Here is a 24,817-nt window from a genome sequence, read left to right as displayed (position 1 = left end):
CACGACCAGCGCCGCGAGCGCGGCCACGAGCGCGAACGCGGCGACCCGGCGGACGGGCGAGCCGCGGGGTCCGACGCGAGAGAGACGCTCCATACGCGCGGTTGGGGGTGGGGGGAAGAGTAGGTTGCGACTCGGCGGCCGTTTGGGTGGATTTTTACCAGTCGAATCGTTACTGCCGGTCATGAGTCTGGAAGAACACGACGACCACGGTCACGGTGGGCACCACCTCCCGGCCGTCGAGGACTGGCCGCGGGGATTCGGTGAGGCCAGCTGGTGGCCCTTCGTCACCGCGCTCGGCGGCGCGGGCATCTACGTCGGTGCCGCGCTGTACATCATGGGACAGGGACAGAACGCCATCGTGGGCCCGATGCTCGGCCCGGGCGTCACCATCGGCTCCATCGGCCTGTTCCTCGTCGGCATCTACGGCTGGCTCTACCACGCCTTCGTCGTCCACTTCTGGGACCGCGGAATCAACCACCACTCGGAGACCAAGCTGCGGTGGGGCATGATCGCGTTCCTCGGCTCCGAACTCGCCACGTTCGGCGCCGTGTTCACGTACTACTTCTTCATCCGTGCGGGGACGTGGCCGCCGCAGGAGCTTCCACACCTGACGAGTTCGCTCGTCATCGCCAACACCGCGCTGCTGGTGGCCTCCTCGTTCACGCTCCACTGGGCGCACGTCGCCATCCGCAACGAGAACCGCCGGAACTTCATCCTCGGCCTCGCCGTGACGCTCCTCCTCGGCGTCGTCTTCATCGCCGGGCAGGTGCTGGAGTACTACGAGTTCATCGTCCGTGAGGGCTTCACCCTCACCTCCGGCATCTACTCGTCGGCGTTCTTCGGCCTGACGGGACTGCACGGTCTGCACGTCTCCCTCGGTGCGGTCATCCTCGGTGTCGTCTTCGTGCGCGCCCTCTTCGGGCAGTACTCCGCGGAGCGACACGTCTCCGTCTCGACTGCGTCGATGTACTGGCACTTCGTCGACGTCGTCTGGGTGTTCCTCGTCGTCGTGCTCTACGTCGGCGCGGAAGTCGCGTAACGGGTCCCGTCGACCCGGTTCGTTCGTTCTCTGGTGCGGTCGACGTCTCCGAACGCTCCGAGCAGCGCTGGCTGCCGGACGTGGTGGCGAACGTGTCGTGACGACAGTCGATACGCCAACCGCCGACACGCCGTGTCGGGGGCCGCTGGTCAGTTCACGACGCGTGGACCGTGCCGCCGGACCGGCGTCACCCCACGTTGACACCCGTGACTGCGAACCGGGCGCCGCCGTCGCTCCCCTCCGTGACCGTGAGCGACCACTCGTGGGCGTCGGCCACCTGTCGGACGATGCAGAGACCGAACCCGGTGCCGTCCTGGGTCGTCGAGTATCCGGGAGTGAACACCAGGTCACGCTCGTCGGGGGAGATTCCCGGGCCGTCGTCCTCGACGTAGAAGCCGTCTGGGAGTCCACCGACCCGAACCTCCACCCCGGGACCAGCGTGGTGAATCGCGTTGTGGAACAGGTTCTCGAACAGGCGAGTGAGGCGGTTCGGGTCGCCGCAGACGGTGGTCTCGGCGAGGTCGACCGTCAGCGTCGCCTCCTCGGTCTCCACCATCTCCCACGCGGCCGAGGCGCACGTCCGGAGGTCGACGGGCTCGGGGTCGGCGACTGGCTCGTCGAGCCGACCGAGGAGGTTCAGGTCGTCGATGATGCGTTCCATTCGGGCGTGGGCCGCGTCGATGCGGTCGACCGCATCTTGGACCGTCCCGTGTAACAGCGTGAGCTGACCGCTGGCGACAGTCAGTGGGTTGCGCAGGTCGTGGGCGACCAGTTCGGCCATGTCGTGGAGCCGTTCGGGTCGGACGGTCGACCGGGCCCGTCTCTCTCGCGCGACGAGTTCGTAGCTCACCCACCGGGCGAACATGTCGACGAGCATCGCCTCCTGGTCGTCGATGGGGTCGTCACGGGGGGCCGAACTCGCGAAGCAGAGCGTGCCGTAGGTGCCGTCGGTGGCTTCGACGGTCGACCCGACGTAGCTGCCGAGTTCGAACAGTTCGTACGCCGGGTCGTCCGTCCAGCCCTCCGCGCGTGCGTCGTTCACTCGGAGCGTCCCGTCGGCCTGCGCGATGGTCTTCCGACAGTACGACTGCGAGAGGGGACACCGCTGGCCGGACTGGAGGAGTTCGTGAGTCCCACAGGCGCTGACGATTTCCTGGGTGTCGTCTGCCGTGTCGACGTGCGTGAGAAAGCCGTACGGGAGGTCGAACCGGTCGCTCTCGGCCGTCAGCAGTCGGTCGAGCTTCCGCTCGAACCCGACCGACGGGTCCAGACACCGCGTCCACAACTCGTGGACGTAGTCGAACGTGTCGCCGGCCCGTCGCTCGGTGACCGGATGTGCCATGGTGTGACGGTCCTCGTCGGTAGGAACACATGTTAGATTCATAAGGTCTTCGGGACCGTCCGGGGCTACGGCCGGTGCCGCCCGCGGGCGAGAGACCGAACACGAGTACGCACCGTCCGCCACCCGATGGGGCGACTCTCGCCGCCGTCACCCGACGAGTTCGTTGAACCGGTTGACGTCGCGGTCGGGGCCGGCGACGACGAGCGTGTCGCCCGTTCGAACGACGAAGTCCGGTCCCACCTCGGTGACGAGTTCGCCGTCGCGCTCCGCCGCGACGACGGTGCAGTTGGTCCGCGCCCGCACGTCCGCCTGTGCGAGCGTCTTCCCCGTCAGCGCCGGGGCGGTCGTCCGGACGATTTCGAGTTGTGCCTCGGGCGCGATGACCTCCTCGTCGAGGAGGTTCGACGCGAGCAGCCTCCCCGAGACGGTGGCCAGCGCGAGGACGTACTCCGCGCCGGCGCGGTAGAGTTTCGGGATGCTCTCGGCCTCGTTCGCCCGGGCGATGACCTCGATGCCCGGAGCGACCTGGTTGATGACGAGCGTCGCGAACACCGCCGTGGTGTCGTTGTCGACGGCGAGGATGACGCTGCGGGCGTTCTCGACGTCCGCCTTGTGGACGGTCTGGCGTTCGGTGATGTCTCCGACGACGTCGACGCCCGGCCCCTCCTCGCGGTCGACTACGACCGTCGGCACCTCGGCGGCGGCGAGCGAGTCGGCCGCAGTCGAACCGACCTCGCCGTCACCGACGACGACGACCGTCCCCCGGCGGTAGCGTCGAGCCTCGGAGAGGGTGAGTTCCTTCAGCTGGTCGAGCTGTGCCTCCCGGCCGGTCACCAGGAGGATGGTGTGTTCGTCGATGACCTCGCCGGGGGGTGGCGGTGAGACGAACTCACCGCGGAACCACGCGCCGATGATGTTGACGCCCGGATAGTCGCCGATGCCCGACTCGGCGATGGTCGTGCCCTCCACCTCCGCCCCGCGCTGGACGAGCAGTTCGACCACCTCGAAGTCCTCGGCGATTTCGACGGCGTCGCCGAGGTCCGTCGAGATGGAGGTGGCGGCCTTGCTCGCGAGGCTCTCACCCAGCAGGCGACGGGGGGAGACGACCCGGTCGGCGCCGGCGTAGCGGTGGTAGTCGGCCAGGTCGGCGTCCTCGATGAGACTGATGACGTCGATGTCGGGGTCGACTTCCTTCGCCGAGAGGATGATGCTCGCGTTCGTCTCGTCGTCCGCGTCGGCGACCAGTGCGACCGCTTCGGCCGTGTTCGCGCTCTTCAGGTCCTCGACGGACTCGGGGTCGCCGTGGACGACCGAGTAGCCGTCGGTGACGAGTTCGCGTGCGGCCTCGCGGTCGGGTTCGACGACGACGTAGTCGGTGTCCATCGACTCCAGTTCGCCGACGAGCGTGTCGCCGCGGGGCGTGAACTCGCAGATGACCACGTGGTCGGTGAGCGACGTCGACGTGGGTGGCGCCGTCCGGAGCGACGCCTCGACGAGCGGGACCAAGAACAGCGGCAGCGTCATGAAGATGAGGCCGACGCCGGTGAGTTGCATCACCATCATCAGGCCGAACATGCCGTCCGTCGACCAGCGGGCAGCGTCCTCCCCGTACCCGGTCGTGGTGAACGTCTCGACGACGACGTGGAGCGACTCGACGTAGCCGACGTCGACTCCCTCGAGCGCCCGCATCCCGTACTGGTAGGCGAAGGCGTACGCGAGCATCAGCACGGCGACGATGCCGAGGTAGACGAGGACGCGCCGACGTGCCTCGGTGAGGGCCCCGTCGGCGCTGGCCTGCGACATACCCCGGCCTTCGACCCCCGGGGGATAAAAGGACACCGCCCCTCGGGAGCGTATGGCCGACGGCGACGGCGCTGGCGACGGCGGGGCTGTGCGGGACGCCGCACTGACCGTCGGCGTCCTCGTGGTGGTCACGGCTGTCGGGGTGGCCGTCGAGGCGCCGGTCACGTCGACGGCGCTGGGCGTCGGCGCCGTCGCCACCCTCCTCGCCGAACTCCTCCTCTCGCGTCGCGCCGAGGCCGTCCGGGCCGTCTGGGGCCGGCCAGCGGTGCAGGCGGTGGCCGTCGTCGTCGCCATCGCGGGTGGGGTCGGTTTCGCCCTCCTCGTCGGACGGTGGGTCCTCACGGCACTCGTCGCCGCCCTGGTCACGTATCTCGTGTTCCTGACCGGTAGCGTGCTGTGGCGACGACGGCGGTAGACACCTGGATGCACCCGGAATCACCGGTTCTGATACTCACGGGCGAACGTTTATCACCCGAGTCGAACTGTCCCTGGCATGAACCGACGGTACGTCCTCACGCTCTCCGCGTTCGCTCTCGCGGGATGCTCGGGTCAGTCCGGGCCGACGTCGCCGGCACCCACGAGGACCGCGAGCGCGACACCGACCGCCGCGGACACCGTGACGGAGGCCGAGACCGAGACGGCGACCGAGCGCCCGACACCGACAGAGACGTCGACCGAGACCCCGACGGACACACCGGAACCGACCGAGACTGCGGAGCCGACTCCCTCTGAGGCCGAACGACAGGCGGCACAGGCGATTGCCGATACGCGGAGAGAGTTCCGGGCGCTCCTGGAGGCGTACTGCTCGGAGATAGACGAGGACGACGACATCACCGAGGTCACCGCGGCGACGGCGTTCTACGGTCGTGGCGTCCAGTCGCAACTCGCTGAGGTGCAAGACGCGTTGAACGCGGCACGGAAGCGGGCCGTCACGGAACAGCAGCGACAGACGGTGGCGAGCTTCGAGGCCAGCTGGCAGGCAGTGCGACTGATGCGGCGGGCACAGGAGCCACTCGTCGACGCGTTCGGCTTTCTGCGGGCGGCCCACGAACTCGCGATCGAGGAGGACGAGGGGCGGATGTACGCGGCCATCGAGGACATGGACACGACGTATCGCGGCGCCCGCGCCCCGAAGAACGACCTCGACGCCGACGTCGACGGTGACAGCCTCGGCGCGGTCGACGACCTCGAGACCAGCGTCTACGAGACGAAGGTGACGCAGTTCGACGGCGAGGTGGCCGCGTTCGACGACGTAGAGCCCATCTTCCGGGACTTCCAGGAAGGCATCAACTCGCTCGGAGACGCTCGACGGGCCCGGTCGAGCGGGAACGACGAGGACGGCCGAGAGCACGCCAGTGACGCGTCGGACGTTCTCGGTGGTGTCGCCGACGACCTCGAAGACCTCGCCGACGACCCGCCCGAGGGCGCCGGGTCGTTCGAGGAGTTGCTGCGAGAGGCCGCGGACGTCGCCACCGAGAAGGAAGAGGCCGCGAGGAACCTGTACTGACCCGGGTCAGTCCCGCACCCGGGAACGGGTCCCCGAGCCCCAAACGACTAATCCGCTGCTGGCCGACACACGAACGTGTCACGAGAGGTCACACACACCGCCGACAGACCGTACCGACTCACTCCCGACGACATCGACGAGAAGTACGGCGACGTCGCCGTCTGTCTGTGTGGACTCAGCGAGGACCGGCCGTTCTGCGACGGCTCTCACAACCAGGCCGAGGGGGAAGAGGAGGGGGTGCGATACAAGTACGTCGACGGGGAGCGACGCGTGGTCGAACTGACCTACGTCGACGACCCGGACGACGGTGAGGGGGACCCGAAGGGTGGCGGCGGTGACCCCGACGACACCGAGTCCGGCGACGACTGAGTCATCCCGGTGCGACGGGCACAGTCGGACCGCGCCCACGCCGACTGGAACTGGAACCGCGCCCGCGACAGTGACCGTCGTGCCATCGTCGACTCGATGGGGAAGCGGCGGAGGCTGGCGGACGACACGGGGGGAGGCGGCCCTGTGGCACCGTGCCGTGCCTCGGCGTGACGTGGTTATCACGGACGAGAGGACGGGGGAAAGTATTTCACGCGTTTGCCGCGAAAGGGTGCCAAATGGACGAAGAAATCGTCGACAGAGTGACCGGGTGGGAGCCGGTCACGGGACCGGCGGCTGCCGACCTCCGGTCGCTCGCCCGCGACGAGTTCTCCGGTGCGGTGACCGCCGGCGCCGCGTGGGCGTTCCTCCTCAACGGCCGGGTCGTCGGACTGTTCGACGGTGACCTCGACGACTTCGAGGCGGGCGACCTCACTGCCTACAGCGCACCGGACCCCGCGCTCCCGCTGCTCTTCGCGATGCGAGAGACCGGCGGCGAGACGCGCGGGAAGTACTACTCGGAGGAGACGTCGCTGCGAGAGGTCGACCGGACGCTCTCGTCGGGGAAGTTCACCGGCTACGTCGAACTGTCGGAGAACGTCCTCTCGGGCGACTACTACGTCGTCTACCACGGCGGTCGGTCGATGAGCGTCGCCTTCGTCGGTGCGAGCGAACGGCTCGTCACCGGCGACGAGGCGTTCGACCGCGCCGACGACGAGGTGGGCATCTTCGCCGTCAACGCCGTCGACGTCACCGTCACCGACCTCCCGGAATCGGCAGACGGAGACGCGCCAGCGGGAGTCGTCGGCGGGAGCGAGGACGACGGCAGCGACGAGGACGACGTGTCGACCGACGACGGGCCGCGTCAGGAGGGCGTGACGTTCGGGGCGAGCGATACCCGGGAGACAGACAGCGCCGCCGAGGAAGACGGGGCCGCCGAGGAGACGGCCGACTCAGACGCCGCTCCCGCCGCGTCGGCCCGGGAGACGGACCGCTACGACGGTCTCACCGGAGACATGGGCATCGGTCTCAACAGCGACGACAGCTCCGAACCCGACGCCGCCGAGGAGCCACCGTCCGACGACGACGCATCTGAACCCGCCGCTGTGAGCGACCACACGGCCGAGTCGGCCACCGGTCTCGACGCGACGGAGTCGCCGGCCGACGACCTGAGCGGGAGCCACGCGGCCGACGAACCCGAGACCGACGCGGGGTTCGAGGACCGTGGAGCGGACGACGAGCCAGCGTCGGCGGACGACGGAGACGCGGAGTCGACCCGTCGACCAGCGCCCGCGGACGACGCGAGCAGCGGCGACGACGACTCGGAACCCGACGGGCCGGCCGACCCGCGGGAGCCCAGCGACGAGTCGGCAGACGCCGACGACGCCGTCGCCGCGACGAACGGCGAGGCGACCGACGAGCGAACCGAGGCGACGGGAGAGCCTGGAGGCGCCGAAGACGTGGAGACCGCAGCGACCGCCGAACGGTCGGCCCGAGACGACGAGAGGACCGAGTCGGAGAGCCAGGCGTCGGTCGGTCGGGACGAGAGCGGCGTCTTCTCCGCGGAGCGCCAGTGGCAGCAGACGAAACGCATCCCGGCGCTCTCGCCGGACGACTCCTTGGTGCGCCAGGAGGAGGCGACGACCGGTGCCGAGGGCGACGCCGACGAACCGCACGCCGCGGACGAAGCACACGACGTGGCGCAGTCGGCGGGCAGCGACAGTCGGGTCGCTTCCGCCGCGGACGGTTCGGAGAGCGCGACGGCGCCCGCGGACGACGCGGGAGAGACGGACCGTCTGACGGCCCGACTCGAGCAGGTACGGGCCGAACGGGACGAACTCGCGGCGGCGGTCGAGTCGCTCGAGGACGACCTGGAGTCGGTCACCCGCGAGCGCGACCGTCTCAGGGCGCGGGTCGCGGACCTCGAGTCGGAACTGGCGACACTCCGAGAGGAAGCCGACCGGGCGGTAGCGGGCGACACGGAGGGGACCGGCGGACAGCGAGAGACGGAGCGACTCTCACCGGCGGCCGCCCGCGAGGGGACGAACCTCTTCGTGCGCTACCGGAGCAAGGGGAAGCCGACGCTGAAGAAGGCGCAGGCAGGCGAGGCCAAGCAGGGGGAGGTCGTCGAGAATCTCCGTCTCGAGTACCACACCACGTTCGACAGCGAGCACGCCACCGTCGACGGCGAGTCGTACGAGTCGTTCCTCCACGGGACGACGGAGTGGGGGTTCACGAAGTGGGTCGTCGAGGACCTCCTGTACGAGATCGGCCGGTCGGGGCACCGCGTCGACCTGGCACCGCTGTTCGACCGCATCCCCGAGATCGACCGCGTCGAGTTCGACGGCACGGTGCCGGTGACCGTCGAGGACGACGAGGGGAGCCAGAGCCACGAGAGCCGGACGTTCGACCTCGTCTTCTGGAATTCGATGGGTGACCCGCTGTTCGTCGTCGACGTCGACACGAGTCGGAACGCAACCACGCAGGGGATGGTCGGGTCGCTCATCGAAGGAGCGCGGGCGGTCGGAGAGTCGAAGGACACGCTCGGTGGCGGTTTCTACGTCACGACGTCGTTCTTCGAACCCGGCGCGCTGGACGCCGTCGGCGAGGCGACCAAGAGCGGGCTCCTGAGTCGGAGTTCGAAGAAGAGCTTCGTGAGGCTCTCGCGAAAACAGGGGTACCACCTCTGTCTGGTCGAGGCTCGCGACGGCGAGTTCCACCTGACCGTGCCGGAACTGTAGACGAGAGCCGTCGGCACGGTCGGAGCCGTCACTCCCGGTACGCACGCGGTCGCACGGGCCGTGAGAACGGAAGAATCGGTAGCCGGTCTGTGAGGGTAGGTTAGGACTCGATTTCGGCGGCGTCTTCGATCTTCATCGACTGGAGCTTCTGGACGATGTCGTCGAGTTTCTCGTCGAGTTCGTCGACGAACTCTTCGGTGCGTTCGGTCGTGATGGCACCCTGACTGGAGGGCTCGATGAGGTTCTCCTCCTCGAGGACACGCAGGGAGTATCTGACTTTGTGGTGTGGATAGCCGGTCTCGTTGGACATCTTGACGATGCCGATGGGTTCGTTGTCGATGACCATCTTCAGCACCTGCAGATGTCGCTCCAACATGTCCACTTCCTTCTCGAGTCTATCTATCATGCCATTTGTTAACTTGTCTTTCGAGGTTTTAAACGTTGCCCTCGACGGCGGACGAAAACGGGTCGACTGTACCGACACAGTACACCATGTTAACACTTCCGTCTGTGTGGTAACACGTCAGACGCCTGTCCGTCGAGGGCGAGCGGGGGCGACGACCGCGACGTGGGTGGACCGTAACCGGTTTGACCCGTGGGGGTAAAGCCGCGTCCATGACCGTCACGATTGTCGGTTCGCAGTTGGGGGACGAGGGCAAGGGCGCCCTCGTCGACCTGTGGGGTGGCGCGGCGGACGTCGTCGTCCGGTACCAGGGCGGCGACAACGCCGGCCACACCGTCGTCGAGGGAGGTGAGGAGTACAAGCTCTCGCTCGTACCCTCCGGCGCCGTCCGCGACAAGGTCGGCGTCCTCGGCAACGGCTGTGTCGTCAACCCTCGCACCCTGTTCGACGAGATAGACGCCTTGCGCGAGCGCGGCCTCGACCCGGACGTCCGCGTCGCGGAGCGCGCCCACGTCATCATGCCGTACCACCGCCGCCTCGACGGCATCGAGGAGGAGGCCAAGTCCGAGTCCGGCGACGAGGTGGGCACGACCGGCCGAGGGATCGGCCCGACCTACGAGGACAAGGCCGGTCGCCGCGGGGTCCGCGTCGGGGACCTGCTCGACCCCGAGGTGCTCCGTGACCGCCTCGACTACGTCGTCCCCCAGAAGCGGGCGCTGGTCGAGGAGGTGTTCGGTCTCGACACCGGCGAGGCGTTCGACGTCGACGCCCTCTACGAGGAGTACCGCGAGGTCGGCGAGCGACTCGCCGAGGAGGGGATGACCGTGAACTGTTCGGACTTCCTCTACGAACGCCAGCAGGCCGGGGACGCGGTCATGTTCGAGGGCGCACAGGGGACGCTCATCGACATCGACCACGGGAGCTACCCGTACGTCACCTCGTCGAACCCGACCGCCGGCGGCGCCGCCACGGGGTCGGGGGTCGGCCCCACCATCACCGGCCGTGGAGAGGTCGTCGGCATCGTGAAGGCGTACCTCTCGCGGGTCGGGAAGGGACCGATGCCGACGGAACTCGACGGTGACGAGAGAGAGGAGACGCTCGCCGACCACATCCGCGAGAAGGGGGGCGAGTTCGGCACCGTCACCGGACGCCCCCGACGCATCGGCTGGCTCGACATCCCGATGCTCAGACACGCCGCCCGCGTGAACGGCTTCACGGGCATCGCCGTCAACCACGTCGACGTGCTCGCCGACCTCGACGAGGTGGCCGTGGGCCACGCGTACGAACTCGACGGGGAGGAGGTCGAGACCGTTCCGGCGACCACGGAGCAGTGGGCGCGGTGTGAGCCCGTGCTGAAGGAGTTCGAGCCGTGGCCAGAGGTCGACTGGACCACCGTCGCCGCCGAGGGGTACGACGCGCTGCCCGACGGCGCACGCGCGTATCTCAACTACGTTTCCGGGGAGGTCGGCGCGCCCGTCTACGCCGTCGGCGTCGGACCCGACCGCACCGAGACCATCGAACTCGTCGACCCCTTCGAGCAGTAGGCTCGAACGGCCCTCTTATCGGTTCAGCACCGCCGCTTCGAGCGACTGTACCTCGCGGCGGACGGCCGCCCGGTCCGCCTCGCTCACGCCGTGGGCCGCGAGCGCGTCGTCGAGGTGTCCCGCGACGACGGCGAAGTCCGACTCGTCAAGGTCGAGGTGGGCGTGAGCGGCCCGCATCTCCTGTCCGTCGTACGCTGCGGGACCACCGGAGACCGCGGAGAGGAACGCAGTCTGGTGCGAGCGGAGGTCGTCCACGTCCATGTCGTCGAAGTAGCCGTTCACCCGGTCGTCCGCGAGCACGCGGTCGTAGAACGTGTCGACGACGGCGGCGATGCCGTCGCGTCCACCGAGTCTATCGTAGAGCGAGTCAACGTCGTCGGCCGTCGGTTCGTCGCCGGTCATCGTCGAATGACAGAGTGACGACGGGAAGTAGCTTGTCCCGAAACAGTACGGCACCGTCGCGCCGAAGCCGTACGCTTTTTGTCGACACCCGCCAACGGAGAGACGATGAAAGAGTCACTCGTGGATATCCTCTGCGACCCGCTCGACAAGAGCGACCTCGAACTCCACGTCACGAAGCGCGATGGGGACGAGATCATCGAGGGGAAGTTCGTCGGCACGGTCACGGGAGAGGAGTACCCCATCGAGGACGGCATCCCTGACCTCCGACCGCCGGACATGCGCGACGAGTGAGCGGGAAGTCCGACCCGAACCGCACCGAGCACGGCCGAGAACCGGTGACGGCACCGACGCGCCGGAACGCGTTCGGAGCCTGAACCTTTTTGCCCCCCCGAGCAGAGACACAGGTGTGCCAGCGTCGTTGCCCGTCGAACTCAATCGTGGCCGACTCCACGCCGTCGAGGCACCTGTGGAGTTCACGAGCGACGGCTCGTTCTACGTCGACCTGTCGAACCACGGCGAGGGCGTCCACGTCCACCTCCACTTGGACGACGCGCTCTCGCGCGTCGCCCGACTCGAAGAGAGCAACGTCTTTGTCGCCGGCGACACCACCTCGCGGGTCGACGTCGTCATCGACCAGCCCTCGACGGCGGTCACGGGACGGCTGAAGGTGTCGACCGGGTACGGGGCGGAGACCACGAGCGTCGACGTGACCGTCGAACCGTTCGAGGAACAGACGCGTCAGGTCGCCGTCGACGAGTCGCTCTCGAAGCCGAAGCCGAAGGAACCACAGCAGTCGCCGGTCACGCGGACGCTCTCGTCGCTCCCCGGACCGGACGCGCTCCCGTACCTCGCCTTCGTCCTGCTCGCTGTCGTCATCGCAGTCGGTGCGGTTCTCTTCGTCGGGGCGAGCAGTCCCGCAGTGCTCGTCGGCGTCGGTGTCGTCCTCGGCGGAGCGGTCGCCGCCCTCGTGTTCATCATGCGCTGAGTGGGTCGGCGGGTCGCCGACCGCGCGTCACTGTCGGGGACTCACAGCGCGAGTTCGCCGCCGTAGTCGGTCCCCACCTCGACCCGTGTCTGGGCCTGTGGTGGAACACCTCGGGTGCGTCCGCCTGTAGCGCGTGGATGACGCCGTCGCCGACTCGCGGGTCACTCCTCTCGGTCTGTCGGCGTCCCCGCCAGGTTCCCCGCGTCGTCGAACAGTTTCGCGCGGAGGAAGCGCGCCCGGAACCGGTTCGCGCCGTCGTAGACGTCCGCCTCCCGGATGTCGTCCACCCGGCCGTCCGCCACCGCGTCGATGATCTCCTCGACCTGTTCCTTCTCCGATGGCGTCAACTCGAACTCGTACGTCCGTGGCTCCTCCGACTCGAGTTTGGTCCACTGCCGGGCGGCGCTCACGACGACCGAACAGGGCTCGCGGCAGGGGAACTCGCCGTCGCCGCCGTCGACGTCGAGGTCGGTGTCGGCGTCGTACTCCCACTCCCGGCGCTTGAGACACTGTGAGTCGTCGCAGGTCGCCTCCGCGACCCAGTTGACGTGTTCGTAACCGTCGCCGCGGTCCCAGGTCTTGACGACGCCGTACATGCCGGTCTGGCGCTCCATCGTCTCGCGCCAGTGGCTGACGTCTAGGTCGCCCTCGCGCTCGCGGTGCCAGTTCGGAACCGACGCCGGGTAGAACGTCTCGACCGTCTCGACGAGCGCCGTCGGGTCGAGGTGGGCGAACCGCCACCCGCTCTGGAGCGTGGGGGCGGCCTTCAGCGGACGGTACCGGCCGCGCTCGTCGTGCGTCGCCAGGCCGCGCGCGTCCAGCGGGTCGTCGTACGTGTCGAGTTCGAGGTCGGCCGCCCCGGCGTCGTCGACGTGGCGGACCTCGTACGCGCGCTCACCATCCTCGTCGAGCGTCGCCGTGATGCGCAACTGCCCCCACTCGGTCGTCATCCCCTCCGCGAGCGCGTCGTACCGCTCGTCGACGCCCATCTCGTCGGCGCCTTCCAGCCACCGGAGGAAGGCCCAGCGGTCGGGCTTCTGGGGGGCGACTGCGTGCCAGACGTACCAGTTCGACACGTGGTTCGAGCCCAGAGCGGCCTCGCGGAGGGCGGACACGTCGAGGCCAGTGCGCTCCTCGCCGCCCGTCTCGAAAGTGTAGCCGGCGTCGGTCGACTCGACGCGGAGGCCGTCGAACGCGATGCCGTCGTCGGTGGTGGCCACCAGCGCGTCCACGTGGTCGGCAGTCATGTCCGAAGGCAGGGAGTCGAACGGAAAAAGTCGGCCGGTTCGCGCGTCCCGAGCGACCCCGACACGAACCGCCGCGACGCGGTCCCCGCCGACATCGTCACTCGCTGGTTCCCGGTTCGTCGGCGTCGGGCTCGTCGCGTACTCGTTGCACAGCCGGTCGGAGCGAGGGTCGGCGCGTCCCTTCCCGTCGTTCGGTGATCCCGCCGCCCTCAGTCGTCGGCCACCACTCCGGTCTTTCGGGTCTCCTCTCGCACCCGTTCGATCTCGTCGGCGACGTCCGCACCGGCGTCGGCGGCGCGTTCGAGCACGACGTCGGCCATCAGCGGTTCCGTGCCGACGGCCCCGGCGTACCAGATGCGGTGGCCGTCGACGTCGGCCGGGGTCTCCCACCCCTCGCGGTAGTCGTCGGTGAGACCCATGTCCTCGGGGATGTCCTCCTGGGTGTGGAAGCCGTCGGCGATGAACAGGGGGACGACGACGACGTCGTCGGCCTCGAAGTAGTCGGTCACGTCGTCGATTTCGGGGTCTTCGTCCATGAACAGCGCCCGGACCTCGTCGAAGCGGTCCATCTCCTCGACGCGGCGGGCGTGGTACTCGATGGCCTTCGCGGAGTTCTCGTTGCGCTTCGTGCCGTGACCGACGACGCAGAGGCCGAACCCCTCGCCGACGTTCGGGTCGCCCGTGACCGACTCGGCCCGGCGAACGATGACGTCGGTCATGGAGTCGTGCGTCCCCACGGGGCCGCAGTAGTGGACCGTCTGTCCCGTGTCCGCGGCCGTGAGCGTCACGTGCGTGGCGCTCGTCCCGTCCGAGTCCCACGCGTCGGGGTCCCACTCTTCTAACCTCAGTTCCCGCGGGATGACCTGCTCGGTGAAGTACCCCTCCGAGACGAACAGCGGGACGACGTACACCTCGTCGGCGTCCGCGGTCCGGAGGACTTCCCGGAAGGACGGCTCTTCCTTCCAGAACCCGGTTCTGACCTCGTCGAACGCACCCACGGCGCGGATGGTGTCCGCGTGGTCGTACGTGGGCGTCGAGGAGTCGGGGTTCAGGTGCGACCCGTGTGCGACGATGACCAGCGCGCTCATACGTAGAGGGGAGGACGGCGCGTCCTTATGGACTTCGGCTGCCGGCTGCCGGTTCCCGATTCTCGGGCCGACGCGGCGCTCGACGTGGTCGACGGCCGAAAGCGACGTCGCCGGCGGGTTTTTGCCACTCCACGACGACCACCGGCCATGTCCCTGGCGAGTGAGGCCCGTGAGGCCGTCCGCGAGCGACCGTTTCTGTACGACGCCCTCCGCGCCGGCGTCGTCAACTACCGTGCCGCCGCCGACCACCTCGGCCTCGACGGCGACCCAGAGGCGGTGGCGACGGCGCTCCGCCGCTTCGCGGCGGAACTCGACCCGGCGACGACGCGGGCGGTGGACGTCCCGGTTCGGATGCAGAGCGGTGTCGGCCTCGCCGACGACGACACGGCCGTCTCACCAGAGGACGTCGTGGTGAGCGTCGGCGAGGAGCGCGTGGTCCGCGGCGGCGAGATGACCGCCATCCGCGCGTCCGGTGGCGTCGACGTGGCCGCGTGTGGACACGTCCTCGGGCGGCTGGCGACGGCGTCCGTCGTCGTCGACGCGGCGGGCGTCGTCGCCGGTGACCTCGTCGTCGTCGTCCCGCGCCGGCAGGGGGCGACGGCGCTCCGCATCGTCGAGGACGCCCTCGGGTCCGTCCCGTCGGCGGAGTGACCGCGGCGAGAGTTATCCAGACTGATACCGCGGACCCCATCTTTATACACAGACTACCGCACCGAAACCTATGGCATCACGGACCGCGATCGGGGACGGGAACCTCGGCGTCTCTGGCAGGGAGCTCCTCGACGAACTCGGTATCGACCAGGCGGAGCTCCAGTGGCGGAAGGAGTTCGTCGGCTTCGACGCCGCGGACGAACGACGACTGGCGTCGCTGGCGCCTGTCGTCGACGAGAACCTCGACGCTCTGGTCGACGGGTTCAACGACTACCTGTACGGGTACGACCGGACACGGGAGGTCATCGCCCGCTCCGACAAGACGGCGCTCGACGACCGGTCGTACCTCGACCGGGTCGTCGGCGGCTACTTCAAGTCGTTCGTCGGCGGGACGTACGACCTCGACTACTACGCCGCACGGACGCGGGTCGGTCGCCTCCACGACACCGTCGAGATGCCGCTGCACTTCTTCGGCGGCATGTTCGCCAACACGTCCGGTATCCTCTTCGACGCGCTGAACGAGGCCGGGACAGAGGCGGCGACCGAGGGGCTCGACCCGGAGGCGGCCGCGCAGGTCGACGCGGCGTTCGACGAGGCGTTCGGGAAGGCGATGGCCGTCGTCCGCGGGCTGAACCTCGACATGCAGGTCATCAACGACACGTACCTCAACTCCTTCGCCGAGGAGATGAAAGCGGAGATCGAGGAGTCCCGCGAACTGCGCGAGAGCGTCGACCGGACCGTCGAGAACCTCCAGACAGAGACGAACGAGACGGCGCTGGGCATCGCCGAGGTGGAGAAACTCGCCGCGAAGCAGGCGTCGAACACCGACCAGATTGCCAGCGAGGTCTCCCAGCTCAGCGCGACGGTCGAAGAGGTCGCGGCGACGGCCGACGAGGTGGCCAGACAGACGGACGACGCGCGGCAGCAGGCCGCGAACGGCCGGTCGTTCGCCGAGGAAGCCATCGACGCGATGGACGAACTCTCCCACTCGCGCGACGAGATCACGACCAAGGTCGACACGCTCGTCGACACCATCGACGAAATCGACGGCATCGTCGAGATGATAAACAGCATCGCCGAGCAGACGAACCTGCTGGCGCTCAACGCGAGCATCGAGGCCGCCCGCGCCGGCGACGCCGGGTCGGGCTTCGCTGTCGTCGCCGACGAGGTGAAGGCGCTGGCGAACGAGTCGAAGGAGCAGGCCACCCGCGTCGAGGAGATGATCGGCGAGGTGACAGAACAGATCGAGGGGACCGCCGTGAACCTCGAAGACGCCGACGAACACATCGACACCGGCGTCAGCCGCGTCGAGGAGGTCACGGAGCGTCTCGACGACATCACCACCTCGGTGACCGAGGTCACGGACGGAATCGAGGAGGTGGCCCGCGCGACCGAGGAGCAGGCCGAGATGTCCTCCGAAATCGCGCGGTACGTCGACACCGCGGCGGAGCAGGCCGAGGAAATCTCGACGCGTCTCGACGAGATGAACGACAGCGTGGCCGAACAGGCCGAGCAGGCCGTCGAGATGGACGACGCGGTCGAGAGCATCCGGACGGAGGCCGACCTCGACTCGCTGAACCGGACGCGCGACGCGGCCGCCGACGGGGGGCGAGGCCACCCACGCTCCGACGGCGGGGTCGACGTCGCACCCGACGACGCCGGCGCCGTGGACGCAGACGCGGGCACCGACGGGGCGGCGTCCGAGTCGGCGTCGCTGTACGACACCCCGGACGGTCTCCCGGGGGGGATGCCCGACTTCGTCAAGGAGATGCTCGACGAGGAGACGAAGGACAAGATTCGCCGCGGCGAACTCGACAGACCCGACGGCATCTGAGTCTGGACGGTCAGAGTGGTCCCGTCTCCGCGGTGACGCCCACCGCGGTGAGAGCAGCGCCGGGCAGGTGGTCGAGCGCGTGCGAGAGACGACAGCCAGCAGAACCAGGGCCGGCCGATGCCAGTCACCGAGGCGGCCGGCGCGCGGGAGTGAACGAACGAAGTGAGTGAGCGACGCGCGCGAGGGGCGAGCGAGTGAAACGAGCGAGTCGGCTGGGGAGGATGAGGCCACACCGCGCCCGTGTGTCGCGCGTTGGTCTTCGTCTCACTCGGGATTGCGGCCCTCGTCTCGTATCTACGCTCGACGTCGTCCCCCGCTCACTGCTCTCGCATCTACGCTCGACGTCGCCCACGCGTCGTACGACTCTCGAACCCGTCCTCACCAGTACCTGTGGAGTACACGCGTTCCGACGAGTTGAAAAAAGCCCCGCGTCAACTCTCCGACGATGTCCGACCTGTCCGTGACCAACACCCTCACAGGGGAACAGGAACCGTTCGAACCAGTCGGCGACGAGGTACTCCTGTACGTCTGTGGGCTGACGGTCTCGGACGACGCCCACCTCGGTCACGCCCGCGTGTGGACCCACGCGGACGTGATGCATCGCTGGCTCGAACACGAGGGATACCCGGTGCGACACGTCGAGAACTTCACCGACGTCAACGAGAAAATCGTCGCACGGGTGGGGGAAGACGACCTCGGCGACTCCGAACCCGACGTGGCGCGAGGCTTCACCGCCTCGGTCCTCGAAGACATGCGCGGCCTCGGCCTCCGGCGAGCGGCAGTGTACCCCCGCGTCTCCGAGCACGTCCCCGAAATCGTCGACCTCGTCGAGACGCTCGTCGAGAAGGGGTACGCCTACGAGGCCAACGGGTCGGTGTACTTCGACGTCACCACCTTCGACGACTACGGGAAGCTCTCGAACCAGCGGGTCGAGGAACTGGAGGCACAGGGTGTCGAGGAGACAGTGGAGAAGCGCCATCCGGCCGACTTCGCGCTCTGGAAGGCCGGCGGCGTCACGCCCGACGAGGTGGCCGAACACCGCAGCGAGGACCTCCCGCCCCTCGACGGCGAACGGGGGCAGACGTGGGAGTCACCGTGGAGTGAGGGACGACCCGGCTGGCACATCGAGTGCTCCGCGATGTCGATGACTCACCTCGACGAGACCATCGACATCCACGTCGGCGGCCACGACCTGGTCTTCCCGCACCACGAGAACGAAATCGCCCAGTCCGAAGCGGCCACCGGGAAGCAGTTCGCGAAGTACTGGCTCCACACCGGCTTGCTGGAGACCGAGGGCGAGAAGATGTCGTCCTCGCTCGGCAACTACTTCTACGTCGCCGACGCGCTCGACCGCTGGGGGGTGAACGTCCTCCGCACGTTCTACCTGGGGACGCAGTACGGGACGAAACAGACGTTCTCGGAGGCGGCCATGCGCGAGGCCGAAGAGCGCTGGGAGCGCCTCGAACGCACCTACGAGGACGCCGTCGCCGCCTGCGACTCCGTCGACGCGCGGACGAAGGCCGACGACGAGACGCTCCGCGCCGCAGTCGACGAGGCGCGGACGGAGTTCCGCGCGGCGATGAACGACGACTTCAACGTCCGCGAGGCGATGGCGGCGCTGCTCGAACTGTCGAAGGCGGTGAACAGCCACCTCTCCCGCGAGGAGTACGACTACCGGGGGCTGAAAGCCGCCGTCGAGACGTTCGAGGACCTGGGCGGCGACGTCTTCGGCCTCGAACTCGGGGCGTCGGGCGGGGGCGACGTCGAACTCGCGGGGGACCTCGTCGAACTCGTACTAGAGGTACGAGAGGAGGAGCGCGCCGCGGGCGACTACGACCGCGCGGACGCCCTCCGCGACGAACTCGAGGCGCTGGGCGTCGAAGTCGGCGACTCACCGGAAGGGCCGACGTACCGGTTGCCGTAGCGCCCGAAAGAATCAGGTGTGGGTCCGCGGTCAGTCGTCGCCGCGGCCACGGCCACGGCCGCGACCCTCTTCGTCGTCGTCTCCGTCGTCCTCGTCGTCACCGCGTCCGCGTCCACGGCCGTCACCCCGTGGTGGGGCGCTCTTGTCCAGGACCGGTTCGAGTGCGAACGCCTCGTCCGCGGGTTCGTCGTCGGGCGTGAGATACCCGAACGCGAACACGGTGTAGGTGCTGCCGCCTTCGAGGGTGACCTCTGCCTCGGAAACGACCGGCCCATCGTTGTTCTCGGTGTCCGGTCGGACCTCGACCACGTAGGTGTCGGCGGGCACGACCGCGTACCCACTCGACTCGCCGAACGCGAAGCCGTCGAACAGCGTGAGTGCGCCGTCGTTCACCGTCACGTCGACCGCGGGGGCGTCGGGCGAGGCGTGGATGGCCCGAACCCGGGCCTCGTCGTCCCCGATGTTCGCGCCGTTCGTGTCGTCGAAGATGGAGACGGTGAACTCGCTGTCTTCGCTCGACACCTCACCGAGCGCGACGGCAGTGTAGTCCTCGTCCTCAAGTTCGACCGCCACCGGTCCGAAGACGGTCGTCTCCGTGCCGGCGACGTTGACGGCGATCTCGTACTCGCCCGCGTCGAGTTCGAGGTAGTCCGTGACGCTCCTGAACTCCAGTCCCGAGACCGCCACACCGCCGTCCACGAGCACGTCGACGGCAGGTGCGTCGGGCGACCCGTGGGCGACCCGGAGGCCAGCCTCTCCGCCACCGTCGTCCTCGTCGGCACTCACCGTCGCCGTGCCACCGAGCAGGAGCAGTCCCGCTCCACCGCCGATACGCAGCGCGTCTCTCCTTGAGTATTCAACCATGATTGCGTCGGTCCTGAAGGAGTATCTGTAATTAATTATTGTCCTGACAAAGACCGGATTCACGTCCAAATTCGTCGTCGTGTCGAGGGATTGGGCGCGTGACGGCCACGTTCGTAGCTCTCGGCCGGATGTGGTGTCCCGGTTCGGTCGGTGAACCGACGGCCGACGACTGCTCCGGACGCGTCCGTTCACAGGACCCGCGAGTCACACTGCTCAGTCCATCGTGATCCAGACGAGGAAGCCGATGCCGACCGTCTCCAGGACGTGCAGCGACATCAGGCCACGCCAAGCGATGGGGGGGACCGCGGAGGCGAACCAGACCGAGAGCGTCGGGTCGAGCGAGTAGATGTAGAGCGCGACGGCGTTCTCGAGGAGGAGGAGGACGGCGAACACCATGAGTCCGAGCGCGTGTTTCGAGCGGAGGTCGAGGTAGTTCCGTCCCCAGACGAACAACAGCACGGCCAGGAGCAGGATGTTGAGGCCCGCCGCCACCCGCGCCACGTCGAACCAGAGACTCATCTGGTCCCTCCTAGCAATCGGGAAGGGAAATACACTTTCCCAAATCTCTCCATAGTCGGGATACGGCGCGACGCGGACGAACACACGGGTACGAACACGGTTACGTCACCTGCTCCATGATCTGCTCGATTGTCTCCCAGTGGTGGCGGGCGCGGTCGGAGGGGAGGTACACTGCGCCGTAGCCGTCACCGCTCTTCTGGACGACGTCGTTCTCGGTGAGGACGTCGAGGTGGTGCCGCACGGTCTTGTAGTCCAGGTCGAGCGCCTCCGCCAGTTGGTTGGCGTTCCGCGGTCGCTCGTCGACCGCTCTGAGGATACGGAGGCGGTTCTTTCCACCTCGCGTCCCGGTGAACACGTACCAGAGGACCGCCTCCATCACCCCACCCGACACACCCCCGATACGTAAGGTCATCGACAGAGGACAGTCGGAATCGGGGACAGGGCGACGGATTCGGTCCCTCACGTCGTGAACAGGTGCGAGTCGTCGGGGACCGCGAACAGTCCCATCCGGACGCCCGCGTCGAGCCAGCCGTACCCGTACGAAAAGGAGGCGAGGGCGTTCACCCAGTCGTCGTCCGCACGGAAGTGTCGGCCGTCCTCGAGATACGACCGGGCCATCTCCTCACACTCGTCGGCCGCCGCACCGAGCGGCGTCTCGGCCGGCACGGCCACCGTCGCCTCCGCGAGCGCGTCGGCGAGCATCCGCTCGTAGCGGTCGGTCTTCTCCTGTAAGTCGGCCATGTGCGAGACACCCGGCCGGCGGGCAAGAGCGCTTCGCCGCACCGGTGGCCGAGCGGGTGGCACTTCGTGTCTCGGTCCGTGGGACCACGAGGCGAGTGGACGCCGACTGTCGCACGACAGCACAAGCGTAATAGCCGCCGACGAGTAACCTGAGGTCATGACAGAGACGTCGCAGGACACCGACGTGGTCGAGCATCGTCGGCTCGTCATCGCCGGGTCGGGCATCGCAGGACTCACCGCGGCCATCTACGCGGCGCGGTCGAACAACGAGCCGCTCGTCTTCGAGGGCGACGAGCCGGGTGGACAGCTGACGCTCACCACCGAGGTGGACAACTACCCCGGCTTCCCCGAGGGCATCTCCGGGCCCGAACTGGTGAACAACATGAAAGAGCAGGCGAAGCGCTTCGGCGCCGAGGTGAAACACGGTATCGTCACCTCGCTCGACGACTCGTCTCGTCCCTTCAGAGTCGAACTGAAGAACGGCGACGTCTACACGGCCGACGCCGTCATCGCCGCCTCGGGGGCCTCGGCGCGAACGCTGGGCATCCCCGGTGAGGACGACCTGATGGGGTACGGGCTCTCGACGTGTGCGACGTGCGACGGCGCGTTCTTCCGCGACGAGAAGATCATGGTCGTCGGCGGGGGCGACGCCGCGATGGAGGAGGCGAACTTCCTCACCAAGTTCGCCTCGACGGTCTACCTCGTCCACCGCCGCGAGGAGTTCCGCGCGGAGGACTACTGGATCGACCGGACGATGGAGAAGGTCGACGAGGGACAGATAGAGATCATGCGCAACACCGAGGTGACGGAACTCCACGGCACCCCCGAGGAGGGCGTCGACCACGTCACGCTCGTGCGCCACCCCGAGGGCCACCCGAAGGAGATGCTCGACTCCGACCGGGCGGACGAGGTCGAGGAGTTCGACTTCGACGTGGGCGCGGTGTTCTACGCCATCGGTCACACCCCGAACACCGCCTACCTCGAGGACACCGGCGTCCGGATGGACGACGAGGGCTACCTCGAGACCAGAGGCGGCAGCGGCGGCGGGCAGACCGCGACACACGTCGAGGGCCTGTTCGGTGCCGGCGACGTCGTCGACTACCACTACCAGCAGGCGGTCACGGCGGGCGGGATGGGCAGTAAGGCCGCCATCGACGCCGACGACTACCTCGAGGAACTCGACCGCACGGCGGCCAGACAGGCCGAACCAGCGGCCGCCGAGTCAGACGACTGAACGCGGGTCCGACCGCTCGCGAGCGGTTGGCTGCGTCGTTTCTGAGCCCGGGTCGGTCTCGGTGCGGAGTGAGTGTCGCTGTGAGTGGGGAGGACGAGCCCACGCCGCGCCGTGTGTCGTGCGGTCCCCGACGCTCGTCGTGACCGGTCCACGGGTCGCTCGGCGGGCAGACCCACGACGTCCGGACCACCCACGCGCTCGACTGTGTCGGTCGGTGTCCGAATCCCATAGACCCTTTAGTGGTGACCACCCAGGGGAGGTATGGTCGAAACCGAGACGTACACCATCGAAGGACCCGACGGCGACGTCGAAGAGGTCGAACTGCCGAGCGGTCTCGTCGACGTCTTCGCCGAACAGGGCGAGGAACCGACCGACGTCGTCGGCGACATCGTCGTCCAGGCGTTCGCACAGCAGGCTCACGTCGTCGTCCACCACGCCGAGGGCGAGGTACCTGCCGACCTCGGCGAACTGAACGAGGAGATGGAACGCATCTTCGAGGACCGGTTCGGTGTCTCGCTAGCCGAAGCGATGGGCCACTCCCACTAGACTCCCGTCCCCCACGTCCCGTCTCTTCGTCGGCGCGGCGTGCGTGTGGTCACACCCGAGAAGACGAGACCGAAGGGCGACTGCGACGCGGGGTCACGGCGTCGACTGGGCGCTCCTCGGCCGACGACAGCCGGACCGCCGGGGAGGCGACCCGCCAGCACCGACTCACTCCTCGTCGCCGCCGTCGGTCAGGAGGTCGACGTCCGTCGCCGGTTCCTCCTCGAGGAACATCGGTGCCTCGGCGTCCTCTCGCGGTGTCTCGTCGGTCTCTTCCTCCTCGACGGTCCGTTCGTCCCACGGTCGAGCGTCGAAGTGGTGACACATGGTACACAGACACATACGAACTCGACACACGACAACCTTTCGCCGACCCGACACCACCGCCGCGGCTGCGTCCGTCGGAGAGAGGTGCGATATCCCCGGCGTGACCCGGTAACACACGCGTCAGCGTGAACTCAAGTCCGTCCAGTGCGTACGGGAACGTATGTCCGAACCCACGCCGACACCCGGCATCCACCACGTCACCTGTATCGCGGGCGACCCCCAGCGGAACCTCGACTTCTGGGTCGAGACGCTGGGACTGCGACTCGTCAAGCGCTCTATCAACCAGGACGACCCGGGGACGTACCACTTCTTCTTCGCCGACGCGGCGGGGACCCCCGGGACGAGCATGACGTTCTTCCCGTGGGAGGACCTCCCGCAGGGGAAGGTCGGCTCCGGGCAGGTCTCCCGGACGGCGTTCCGCGTCCCGGAGGGGAGCCTCGACTACTGGGAGGAGCGGTTCGACGAGTACGGCGTCGACTACGACGCGCGAGTCGAGCGGTTCGGCGAGACGGTCCTCCCGTTCCGTGACCCCGACGGCCTCCCGGTCGAACTGGTCGCCGTCGAGATACCCGAAGACGACCCGACGGTGCCGTGGACCGCGTTCGTCCCCGAATCGGTGGCCATCCGCGGCTTCCACTCGGTGACGCTGTGGGAGGCCGACACCGAACCCACGATGGACCTCCTCCGGACGATGGGGTTCGAGGAAGTCGGGACCGAACAGGCGCCGGGCGACACGCCGGGCGACGAGCGGACCCGCTTCGCCGCCAGCGGTCCCGTCGGGAGATACGTCGACGTCCTCCCGACCATCCAGGGTGGCCGACAGGGGCACGGTACGGTCCACCACGTCGCCTTCCAGACCCCGACCGACGACGACCAGGAGGCGATGCGGTCTGCGGTTCGAGCGAAGGGGCTGAACCCCACCAGCCAGATCAACCGCCACTGGTTCCGCTCGGTGTACTTCCGCGAGTTCGGCGGCGTGCTCTTCGAACTCGCCACGAACGGACCGGGCTACGACAGCGACGAACCGCTCGACGCCCTCGGCGAGACGCTCGTCCTGCCCGGGCAGTTCGAGTCCCGGCGTGACCAGATCGAGGCGAACCTCACCGACGTGACGGTGCCGCGGGCCGAACCGGTCGAGGCCGACGACTGAATCGAGTCCGGTCCGAGTCCGGACGGGCGGTCAGACGAACGCCAGGGGAATCATCACCGCGAACCCCGCCGCGAGGCCACCGAGGAGCTCTCGCTTGCCGCCGCCGGGGAGTCCGCGGCCCAGTTCGAGCGCCTCGGGGATGAACTCGGTGAGGACGAGGTAGATCATCGCTCCCGCGGCGAAGCCGAAGCCGAACGGGAGGAACTCGCGGGCGATACGGACGAAGTAGAACGCGACGACGGCGCCGACCGGTTGCGGGAGCGACGAGAAGACGGCCCACCAGACCATCCGGAACTCGGAGACGCCCATCGCCCGTAGCGGGATGGAGATGGCGAGGCCCTCGGGGACGTTGTGGATGGAGATAGCGATGGTCATGAAGATTCCGAGCACGGGGACCACGAAGCCGAAGACGGTGGGGCCGGAGAAACCGAGGTCCGCGAACGCGACGCCGACAGCGACCCCCTCGGGGAACGAGTGGACGGTGAGGATGCCGAGGATGAGCAGCAGTTTCTTGAAGTCCGCCTCCTCGTACCGCTTCGGCGACACCTCGTAGTCGTCGATGA

General features: G+C 68.2%; 26 protein-coding genes. 14 read left to right on the top strand and 12 right to left on the bottom strand.

The window, feature by feature from the left end; genetic code table 11:
• Positions 1-181: 181 nt before the first annotated feature.
• The gene (locus ACESK5_RS12730; RefSeq protein WP_372911949.1) at positions 182-1,039 is read left to right on the top strand and encodes a heme-copper oxidase subunit III; all 858 of its coding nucleotides are present in this window, start codon (positions 182-184) and stop codon (positions 1,037-1,039) included.
• 187 nt (positions 1,040-1,226) lie between these two features.
• Here ACESK5_RS12730 and ACESK5_RS12725 read toward each other — a convergent pair whose 3' ends face one another.
• Together ACESK5_RS12725 and ACESK5_RS12720 are read right to left on the bottom strand one after the other, a co-directional pair.
• Entirely contained in the window at positions 1,227-2,381 is a 1,155-nt protein-coding gene (locus ACESK5_RS12725; protein ID WP_372911948.1) for an ATP-binding protein, read from the bottom strand.
• Between the two features lie 147 nt (positions 2,382-2,528).
• Positions 2,529-4,184, bottom strand: coding sequence for a TrkA family potassium uptake protein (locus ACESK5_RS12720; protein ID WP_372911947.1), 1,656 nt, complete (start codon positions 4,182-4,184; stop codon positions 2,529-2,531).
• 52 nt (positions 4,185-4,236) lie between these two features.
• Between ACESK5_RS12720 and ACESK5_RS12715 the strand changes: the two genes are divergently transcribed.
• The 4 genes from ACESK5_RS12715 (at position 4,237) to ACESK5_RS12700 (ending at position 8,798) form a co-directional block, all read left to right on the top strand.
• Positions 4,237-4,599, top strand: a complete 363-nt coding sequence (locus tag ACESK5_RS12715) for a hypothetical protein (RefSeq protein WP_372911946.1) — start codon at positions 4,237-4,239, stop codon at positions 4,597-4,599.
• Between the two features lie 78 nt (positions 4,600-4,677).
• A complete protein-coding gene (locus ACESK5_RS12710) occupies positions 4,678-5,691 on the top strand; it encodes a hypothetical protein (RefSeq protein WP_372911945.1) in 1,014 nt (337 codons plus the stop codon).
• 75 nt (positions 5,692-5,766) lie between these two features.
• The gene (locus ACESK5_RS12705) at positions 5,767-6,060 is read left to right on the top strand and encodes a CDGSH iron-sulfur domain-containing protein (RefSeq protein WP_372911944.1); all 294 of its coding nucleotides are present in this window, start codon (positions 5,767-5,769) and stop codon (positions 6,058-6,060) included.
• A gap of 236 nt (positions 6,061-6,296) precedes the next feature.
• Entirely contained in the window at positions 6,297-8,798 is a 2,502-nt protein-coding gene (locus ACESK5_RS12700; protein WP_372911943.1) for a hypothetical protein, read from the top strand.
• Positions 8,799-8,898: 100 nt separating this feature from the next.
• Here ACESK5_RS12700 and ACESK5_RS12695 read toward each other — a convergent pair whose 3' ends face one another.
• Positions 8,899-9,204: a hypothetical protein gene (locus ACESK5_RS12695; RefSeq protein WP_103425160.1), complete on the bottom strand. Its 306-nt coding sequence runs from the start codon at positions 9,202-9,204 to the stop codon at positions 8,899-8,901.
• A gap of 209 nt (positions 9,205-9,413) precedes the next feature.
• Here ACESK5_RS12695 and ACESK5_RS12690 point away from each other — a divergent pair, with 209 nt between their 5' ends.
• Positions 9,414-10,745, top strand: a complete 1,332-nt coding sequence (locus tag ACESK5_RS12690) for an adenylosuccinate synthase (RefSeq protein ID WP_372911942.1) — start codon at positions 9,414-9,416, stop codon at positions 10,743-10,745.
• Between the two features lie 15 nt (positions 10,746-10,760).
• On the opposite strand, the gene ACESK5_RS12685 is transcribed toward ACESK5_RS12690, so the two are convergent.
• Positions 10,761-11,147: a group 1 truncated hemoglobin gene (locus ACESK5_RS12685; RefSeq protein WP_372911941.1), complete on the bottom strand. Its 387-nt coding sequence runs from the start codon at positions 11,145-11,147 to the stop codon at positions 10,761-10,763.
• 105 nt (positions 11,148-11,252) lie between these two features.
• On the opposite strand from ACESK5_RS12685, the gene ACESK5_RS12680 reads away from it, so the two are divergent.
• Both ACESK5_RS12680 and ACESK5_RS12675 read left to right on the top strand, forming a co-directional pair.
• The gene (locus tag ACESK5_RS12680; RefSeq protein WP_372911940.1) at positions 11,253-11,438 is read left to right on the top strand and encodes a methytransferase partner Trm112; all 186 of its coding nucleotides are present in this window, start codon (positions 11,253-11,255) and stop codon (positions 11,436-11,438) included.
• A 115-nt stretch (positions 11,439-11,553) separates the two neighbouring features.
• Positions 11,554-12,132 carry a hypothetical protein gene (locus ACESK5_RS12675; RefSeq protein WP_372911939.1) on the top strand — a complete coding sequence of 193 codons (579 nt, stop codon included), beginning with the start codon at positions 11,554-11,556 and terminating at the stop codon, positions 12,130-12,132.
• A gap of 161 nt (positions 12,133-12,293) precedes the next feature.
• Here ACESK5_RS12675 and ACESK5_RS12670 read toward each other — a convergent pair whose 3' ends face one another.
• Both ACESK5_RS12670 and ACESK5_RS12665 read right to left on the bottom strand, forming a co-directional pair.
• Positions 12,294-13,379: a DR2241 family protein gene (locus ACESK5_RS12670; protein WP_372911938.1), complete on the bottom strand. Its 1,086-nt coding sequence runs from the start codon at positions 13,377-13,379 to the stop codon at positions 12,294-12,296.
• Positions 13,380-13,588: 209 nt separating this feature from the next.
• On the bottom strand, positions 13,589-14,467 hold the full coding sequence (locus tag ACESK5_RS12665; RefSeq protein ID WP_372911937.1) for a CbiX/SirB N-terminal domain-containing protein: 879 nt from the start codon (positions 14,465-14,467) through the stop codon (positions 13,589-13,591).
• Between the two features lie 147 nt (positions 14,468-14,614).
• Between ACESK5_RS12665 and ACESK5_RS12660 the strand changes: the two genes are divergently transcribed.
• The 3 genes from ACESK5_RS12660 (at position 14,615) to cysS (ending at position 18,876) form a co-directional block, all read left to right on the top strand.
• On the top strand, positions 14,615-15,118 hold the full coding sequence (locus ACESK5_RS12660) for a hypothetical protein (protein ID WP_372911936.1): 504 nt from the start codon (positions 14,615-14,617) through the stop codon (positions 15,116-15,118).
• Positions 15,119-15,188: 70 nt separating this feature from the next.
• The gene (locus ACESK5_RS12655) at positions 15,189-16,952 is read left to right on the top strand and encodes a globin-coupled sensor protein (protein ID WP_372911935.1); all 1,764 of its coding nucleotides are present in this window, start codon (positions 15,189-15,191) and stop codon (positions 16,950-16,952) included.
• A gap of 445 nt (positions 16,953-17,397) precedes the next feature.
• Positions 17,398-18,876 carry a cysteine--tRNA ligase gene (gene cysS, locus ACESK5_RS12650; protein WP_372911934.1) on the top strand — a complete coding sequence of 493 codons (1,479 nt, stop codon included), beginning with the start codon at positions 17,398-17,400 and terminating at the stop codon, positions 18,874-18,876.
• A 30-nt stretch (positions 18,877-18,906) separates the two neighbouring features.
• Here cysS and ACESK5_RS12645 read toward each other — a convergent pair whose 3' ends face one another.
• From ACESK5_RS12645 to ACESK5_RS12630, 4 genes are all read right to left on the bottom strand, one after another.
• Positions 18,907-19,740: a DUF4397 domain-containing protein gene (locus ACESK5_RS12645; protein ID WP_372911933.1), complete on the bottom strand. Its 834-nt coding sequence runs from the start codon at positions 19,738-19,740 to the stop codon at positions 18,907-18,909.
• 213 nt (positions 19,741-19,953) lie between these two features.
• Complete coding sequence (locus ACESK5_RS12640) at positions 19,954-20,259, bottom strand: hypothetical protein (protein WP_372911932.1); 306 nt, start codon at positions 20,257-20,259, stop codon at positions 19,954-19,956.
• Between the two features lie 100 nt (positions 20,260-20,359).
• Complete coding sequence (locus ACESK5_RS12635) at positions 20,360-20,635, bottom strand: ArsR/SmtB family transcription factor (RefSeq protein WP_372911950.1); 276 nt, start codon at positions 20,633-20,635, stop codon at positions 20,360-20,362.
• 83 nt (positions 20,636-20,718) lie between these two features.
• Positions 20,719-21,000 (bottom strand): DUF357 domain-containing protein, encoded by a 282-nt coding sequence (locus ACESK5_RS12630; protein ID WP_372911931.1) that lies wholly within the window; start codon positions 20,998-21,000, stop codon positions 20,719-20,721.
• A gap of 157 nt (positions 21,001-21,157) precedes the next feature.
• Here ACESK5_RS12630 and ACESK5_RS12625 point away from each other — a divergent pair, with 157 nt between their 5' ends.
• On the top strand, positions 21,158-22,234 hold the full coding sequence (locus ACESK5_RS12625; protein WP_372911930.1) for an NAD(P)/FAD-dependent oxidoreductase: 1,077 nt from the start codon (positions 21,158-21,160) through the stop codon (positions 22,232-22,234).
• A 261-nt stretch (positions 22,235-22,495) separates the two neighbouring features.
• Entirely contained in the window at positions 22,496-22,780 is a 285-nt protein-coding gene (locus ACESK5_RS12620) for a hypothetical protein (protein ID WP_372911929.1), read from the top strand.
• 165 nt (positions 22,781-22,945) lie between these two features.
• Here ACESK5_RS12620 and ACESK5_RS12615 read toward each other — a convergent pair whose 3' ends face one another.
• Complete coding sequence (locus ACESK5_RS12615) at positions 22,946-23,119, bottom strand: hypothetical protein (RefSeq protein ID WP_372911928.1); 174 nt, start codon at positions 23,117-23,119, stop codon at positions 22,946-22,948.
• Positions 23,120-23,264: 145 nt separating this feature from the next.
• On the opposite strand from ACESK5_RS12615, the gene ACESK5_RS12610 reads away from it, so the two are divergent.
• Positions 23,265-24,254, top strand: coding sequence for a ring-cleaving dioxygenase (locus ACESK5_RS12610; protein ID WP_372911927.1), 990 nt, complete (start codon positions 23,265-23,267; stop codon positions 24,252-24,254).
• Positions 24,255-24,284: 30 nt separating this feature from the next.
• Here ACESK5_RS12610 and ACESK5_RS12605 read toward each other — a convergent pair.
• On the bottom strand, positions 24,285-24,817 hold a 533-nt coding region (locus ACESK5_RS12605), incomplete at its 5' end, for a ZIP family metal transporter (protein ID WP_372911926.1).

It is taken from the genome of Salinigranum sp., from assembly GCF_041641895.1.
Classification (GTDB): Archaea; Halobacteriota; Halobacteria; order Halobacteriales; family Haloferacaceae; genus Salinigranum.
This window is presented reverse-complemented; position numbering and strand designations above follow the sequence as displayed.

Bases quoted from the DNA above. Each gene is read 5' to 3' on its own strand.
- ACESK5_RS12730 (WP_372911949.1), top strand. From the start codon at position 182: ATGAGTCTGGAAGAACACGACGACCACGGTCACGGTGGGCACCACCTC.
- ACESK5_RS12725 (WP_372911948.1), bottom strand. From the start codon at position 2,381: ATGGCACATCCGGTCACCGAGCGACGGGCCGGCGACACGTTCGACTAC.
- ACESK5_RS12720 (WP_372911947.1), bottom strand. From the start codon at position 4,184: ATGTCGCAGGCCAGCGCCGACGGGGCCCTCACCGAGGCACGTCGGCGC.
- ACESK5_RS12715 (WP_372911946.1), top strand. From the start codon at position 4,237: ATGGCCGACGGCGACGGCGCTGGCGACGGCGGGGCTGTGCGGGACGCC.
- ACESK5_RS12710 (WP_372911945.1), top strand. From the start codon at position 4,678: ATGAACCGACGGTACGTCCTCACGCTCTCCGCGTTCGCTCTCGCGGGA.
- ACESK5_RS12700 (WP_372911943.1), top strand. From the start codon at position 6,297: ATGGACGAAGAAATCGTCGACAGAGTGACCGGGTGGGAGCCGGTCACG.
- ACESK5_RS12695 (WP_103425160.1), bottom strand. From the start codon at position 9,204: ATGATAGATAGACTCGAGAAGGAAGTGGACATGTTGGAGCGACATCTG.
- ACESK5_RS12690 (WP_372911942.1), top strand. From the start codon at position 9,414: ATGACCGTCACGATTGTCGGTTCGCAGTTGGGGGACGAGGGCAAGGGC.
- ACESK5_RS12685 (WP_372911941.1), bottom strand. From the start codon at position 11,147: ATGACCGGCGACGAACCGACGGCCGACGACGTTGACTCGCTCTACGAT.
- ACESK5_RS12680 (WP_372911940.1), top strand. From the start codon at position 11,253: ATGAAAGAGTCACTCGTGGATATCCTCTGCGACCCGCTCGACAAGAGC.
- ACESK5_RS12670 (WP_372911938.1), bottom strand. From the start codon at position 13,379: ATGACTGCCGACCACGTGGACGCGCTGGTGGCCACCACCGACGACGGC.
- ACESK5_RS12665 (WP_372911937.1), bottom strand. From the start codon at position 14,467: ATGAGCGCGCTGGTCATCGTCGCACACGGGTCGCACCTGAACCCCGAC.
- ACESK5_RS12660 (WP_372911936.1), top strand. From the start codon at position 14,615: ATGTCCCTGGCGAGTGAGGCCCGTGAGGCCGTCCGCGAGCGACCGTTT.
- ACESK5_RS12655 (WP_372911935.1), top strand. From the start codon at position 15,189: ATGGCATCACGGACCGCGATCGGGGACGGGAACCTCGGCGTCTCTGGC.
- cysS (WP_372911934.1), top strand. From the start codon at position 17,398: ATGTCCGACCTGTCCGTGACCAACACCCTCACAGGGGAACAGGAACCG.
- ACESK5_RS12645 (WP_372911933.1), bottom strand. From the start codon at position 19,740: ATGGTTGAATACTCAAGGAGAGACGCGCTGCGTATCGGCGGTGGAGCG.
- ACESK5_RS12640 (WP_372911932.1), bottom strand. From the start codon at position 20,259: ATGAGTCTCTGGTTCGACGTGGCGCGGGTGGCGGCGGGCCTCAACATC.
- ACESK5_RS12635 (WP_372911950.1), bottom strand. From the start codon at position 20,635: ATGGAGGCGGTCCTCTGGTACGTGTTCACCGGGACGCGAGGTGGAAAG.
- ACESK5_RS12630 (WP_372911931.1), bottom strand. From the start codon at position 21,000: ATGGCCGACTTACAGGAGAAGACCGACCGCTACGAGCGGATGCTCGCC.
- ACESK5_RS12625 (WP_372911930.1), top strand. From the start codon at position 21,158: ATGACAGAGACGTCGCAGGACACCGACGTGGTCGAGCATCGTCGGCTC.
- ACESK5_RS12620 (WP_372911929.1), top strand. From the start codon at position 22,496: ATGGTCGAAACCGAGACGTACACCATCGAAGGACCCGACGGCGACGTC.
- ACESK5_RS12615 (WP_372911928.1), bottom strand. From the start codon at position 23,119: ATGTGTCTGTGTACCATGTGTCACCACTTCGACGCTCGACCGTGGGAC.
- ACESK5_RS12610 (WP_372911927.1), top strand. From the start codon at position 23,265: ATGTCCGAACCCACGCCGACACCCGGCATCCACCACGTCACCTGTATC.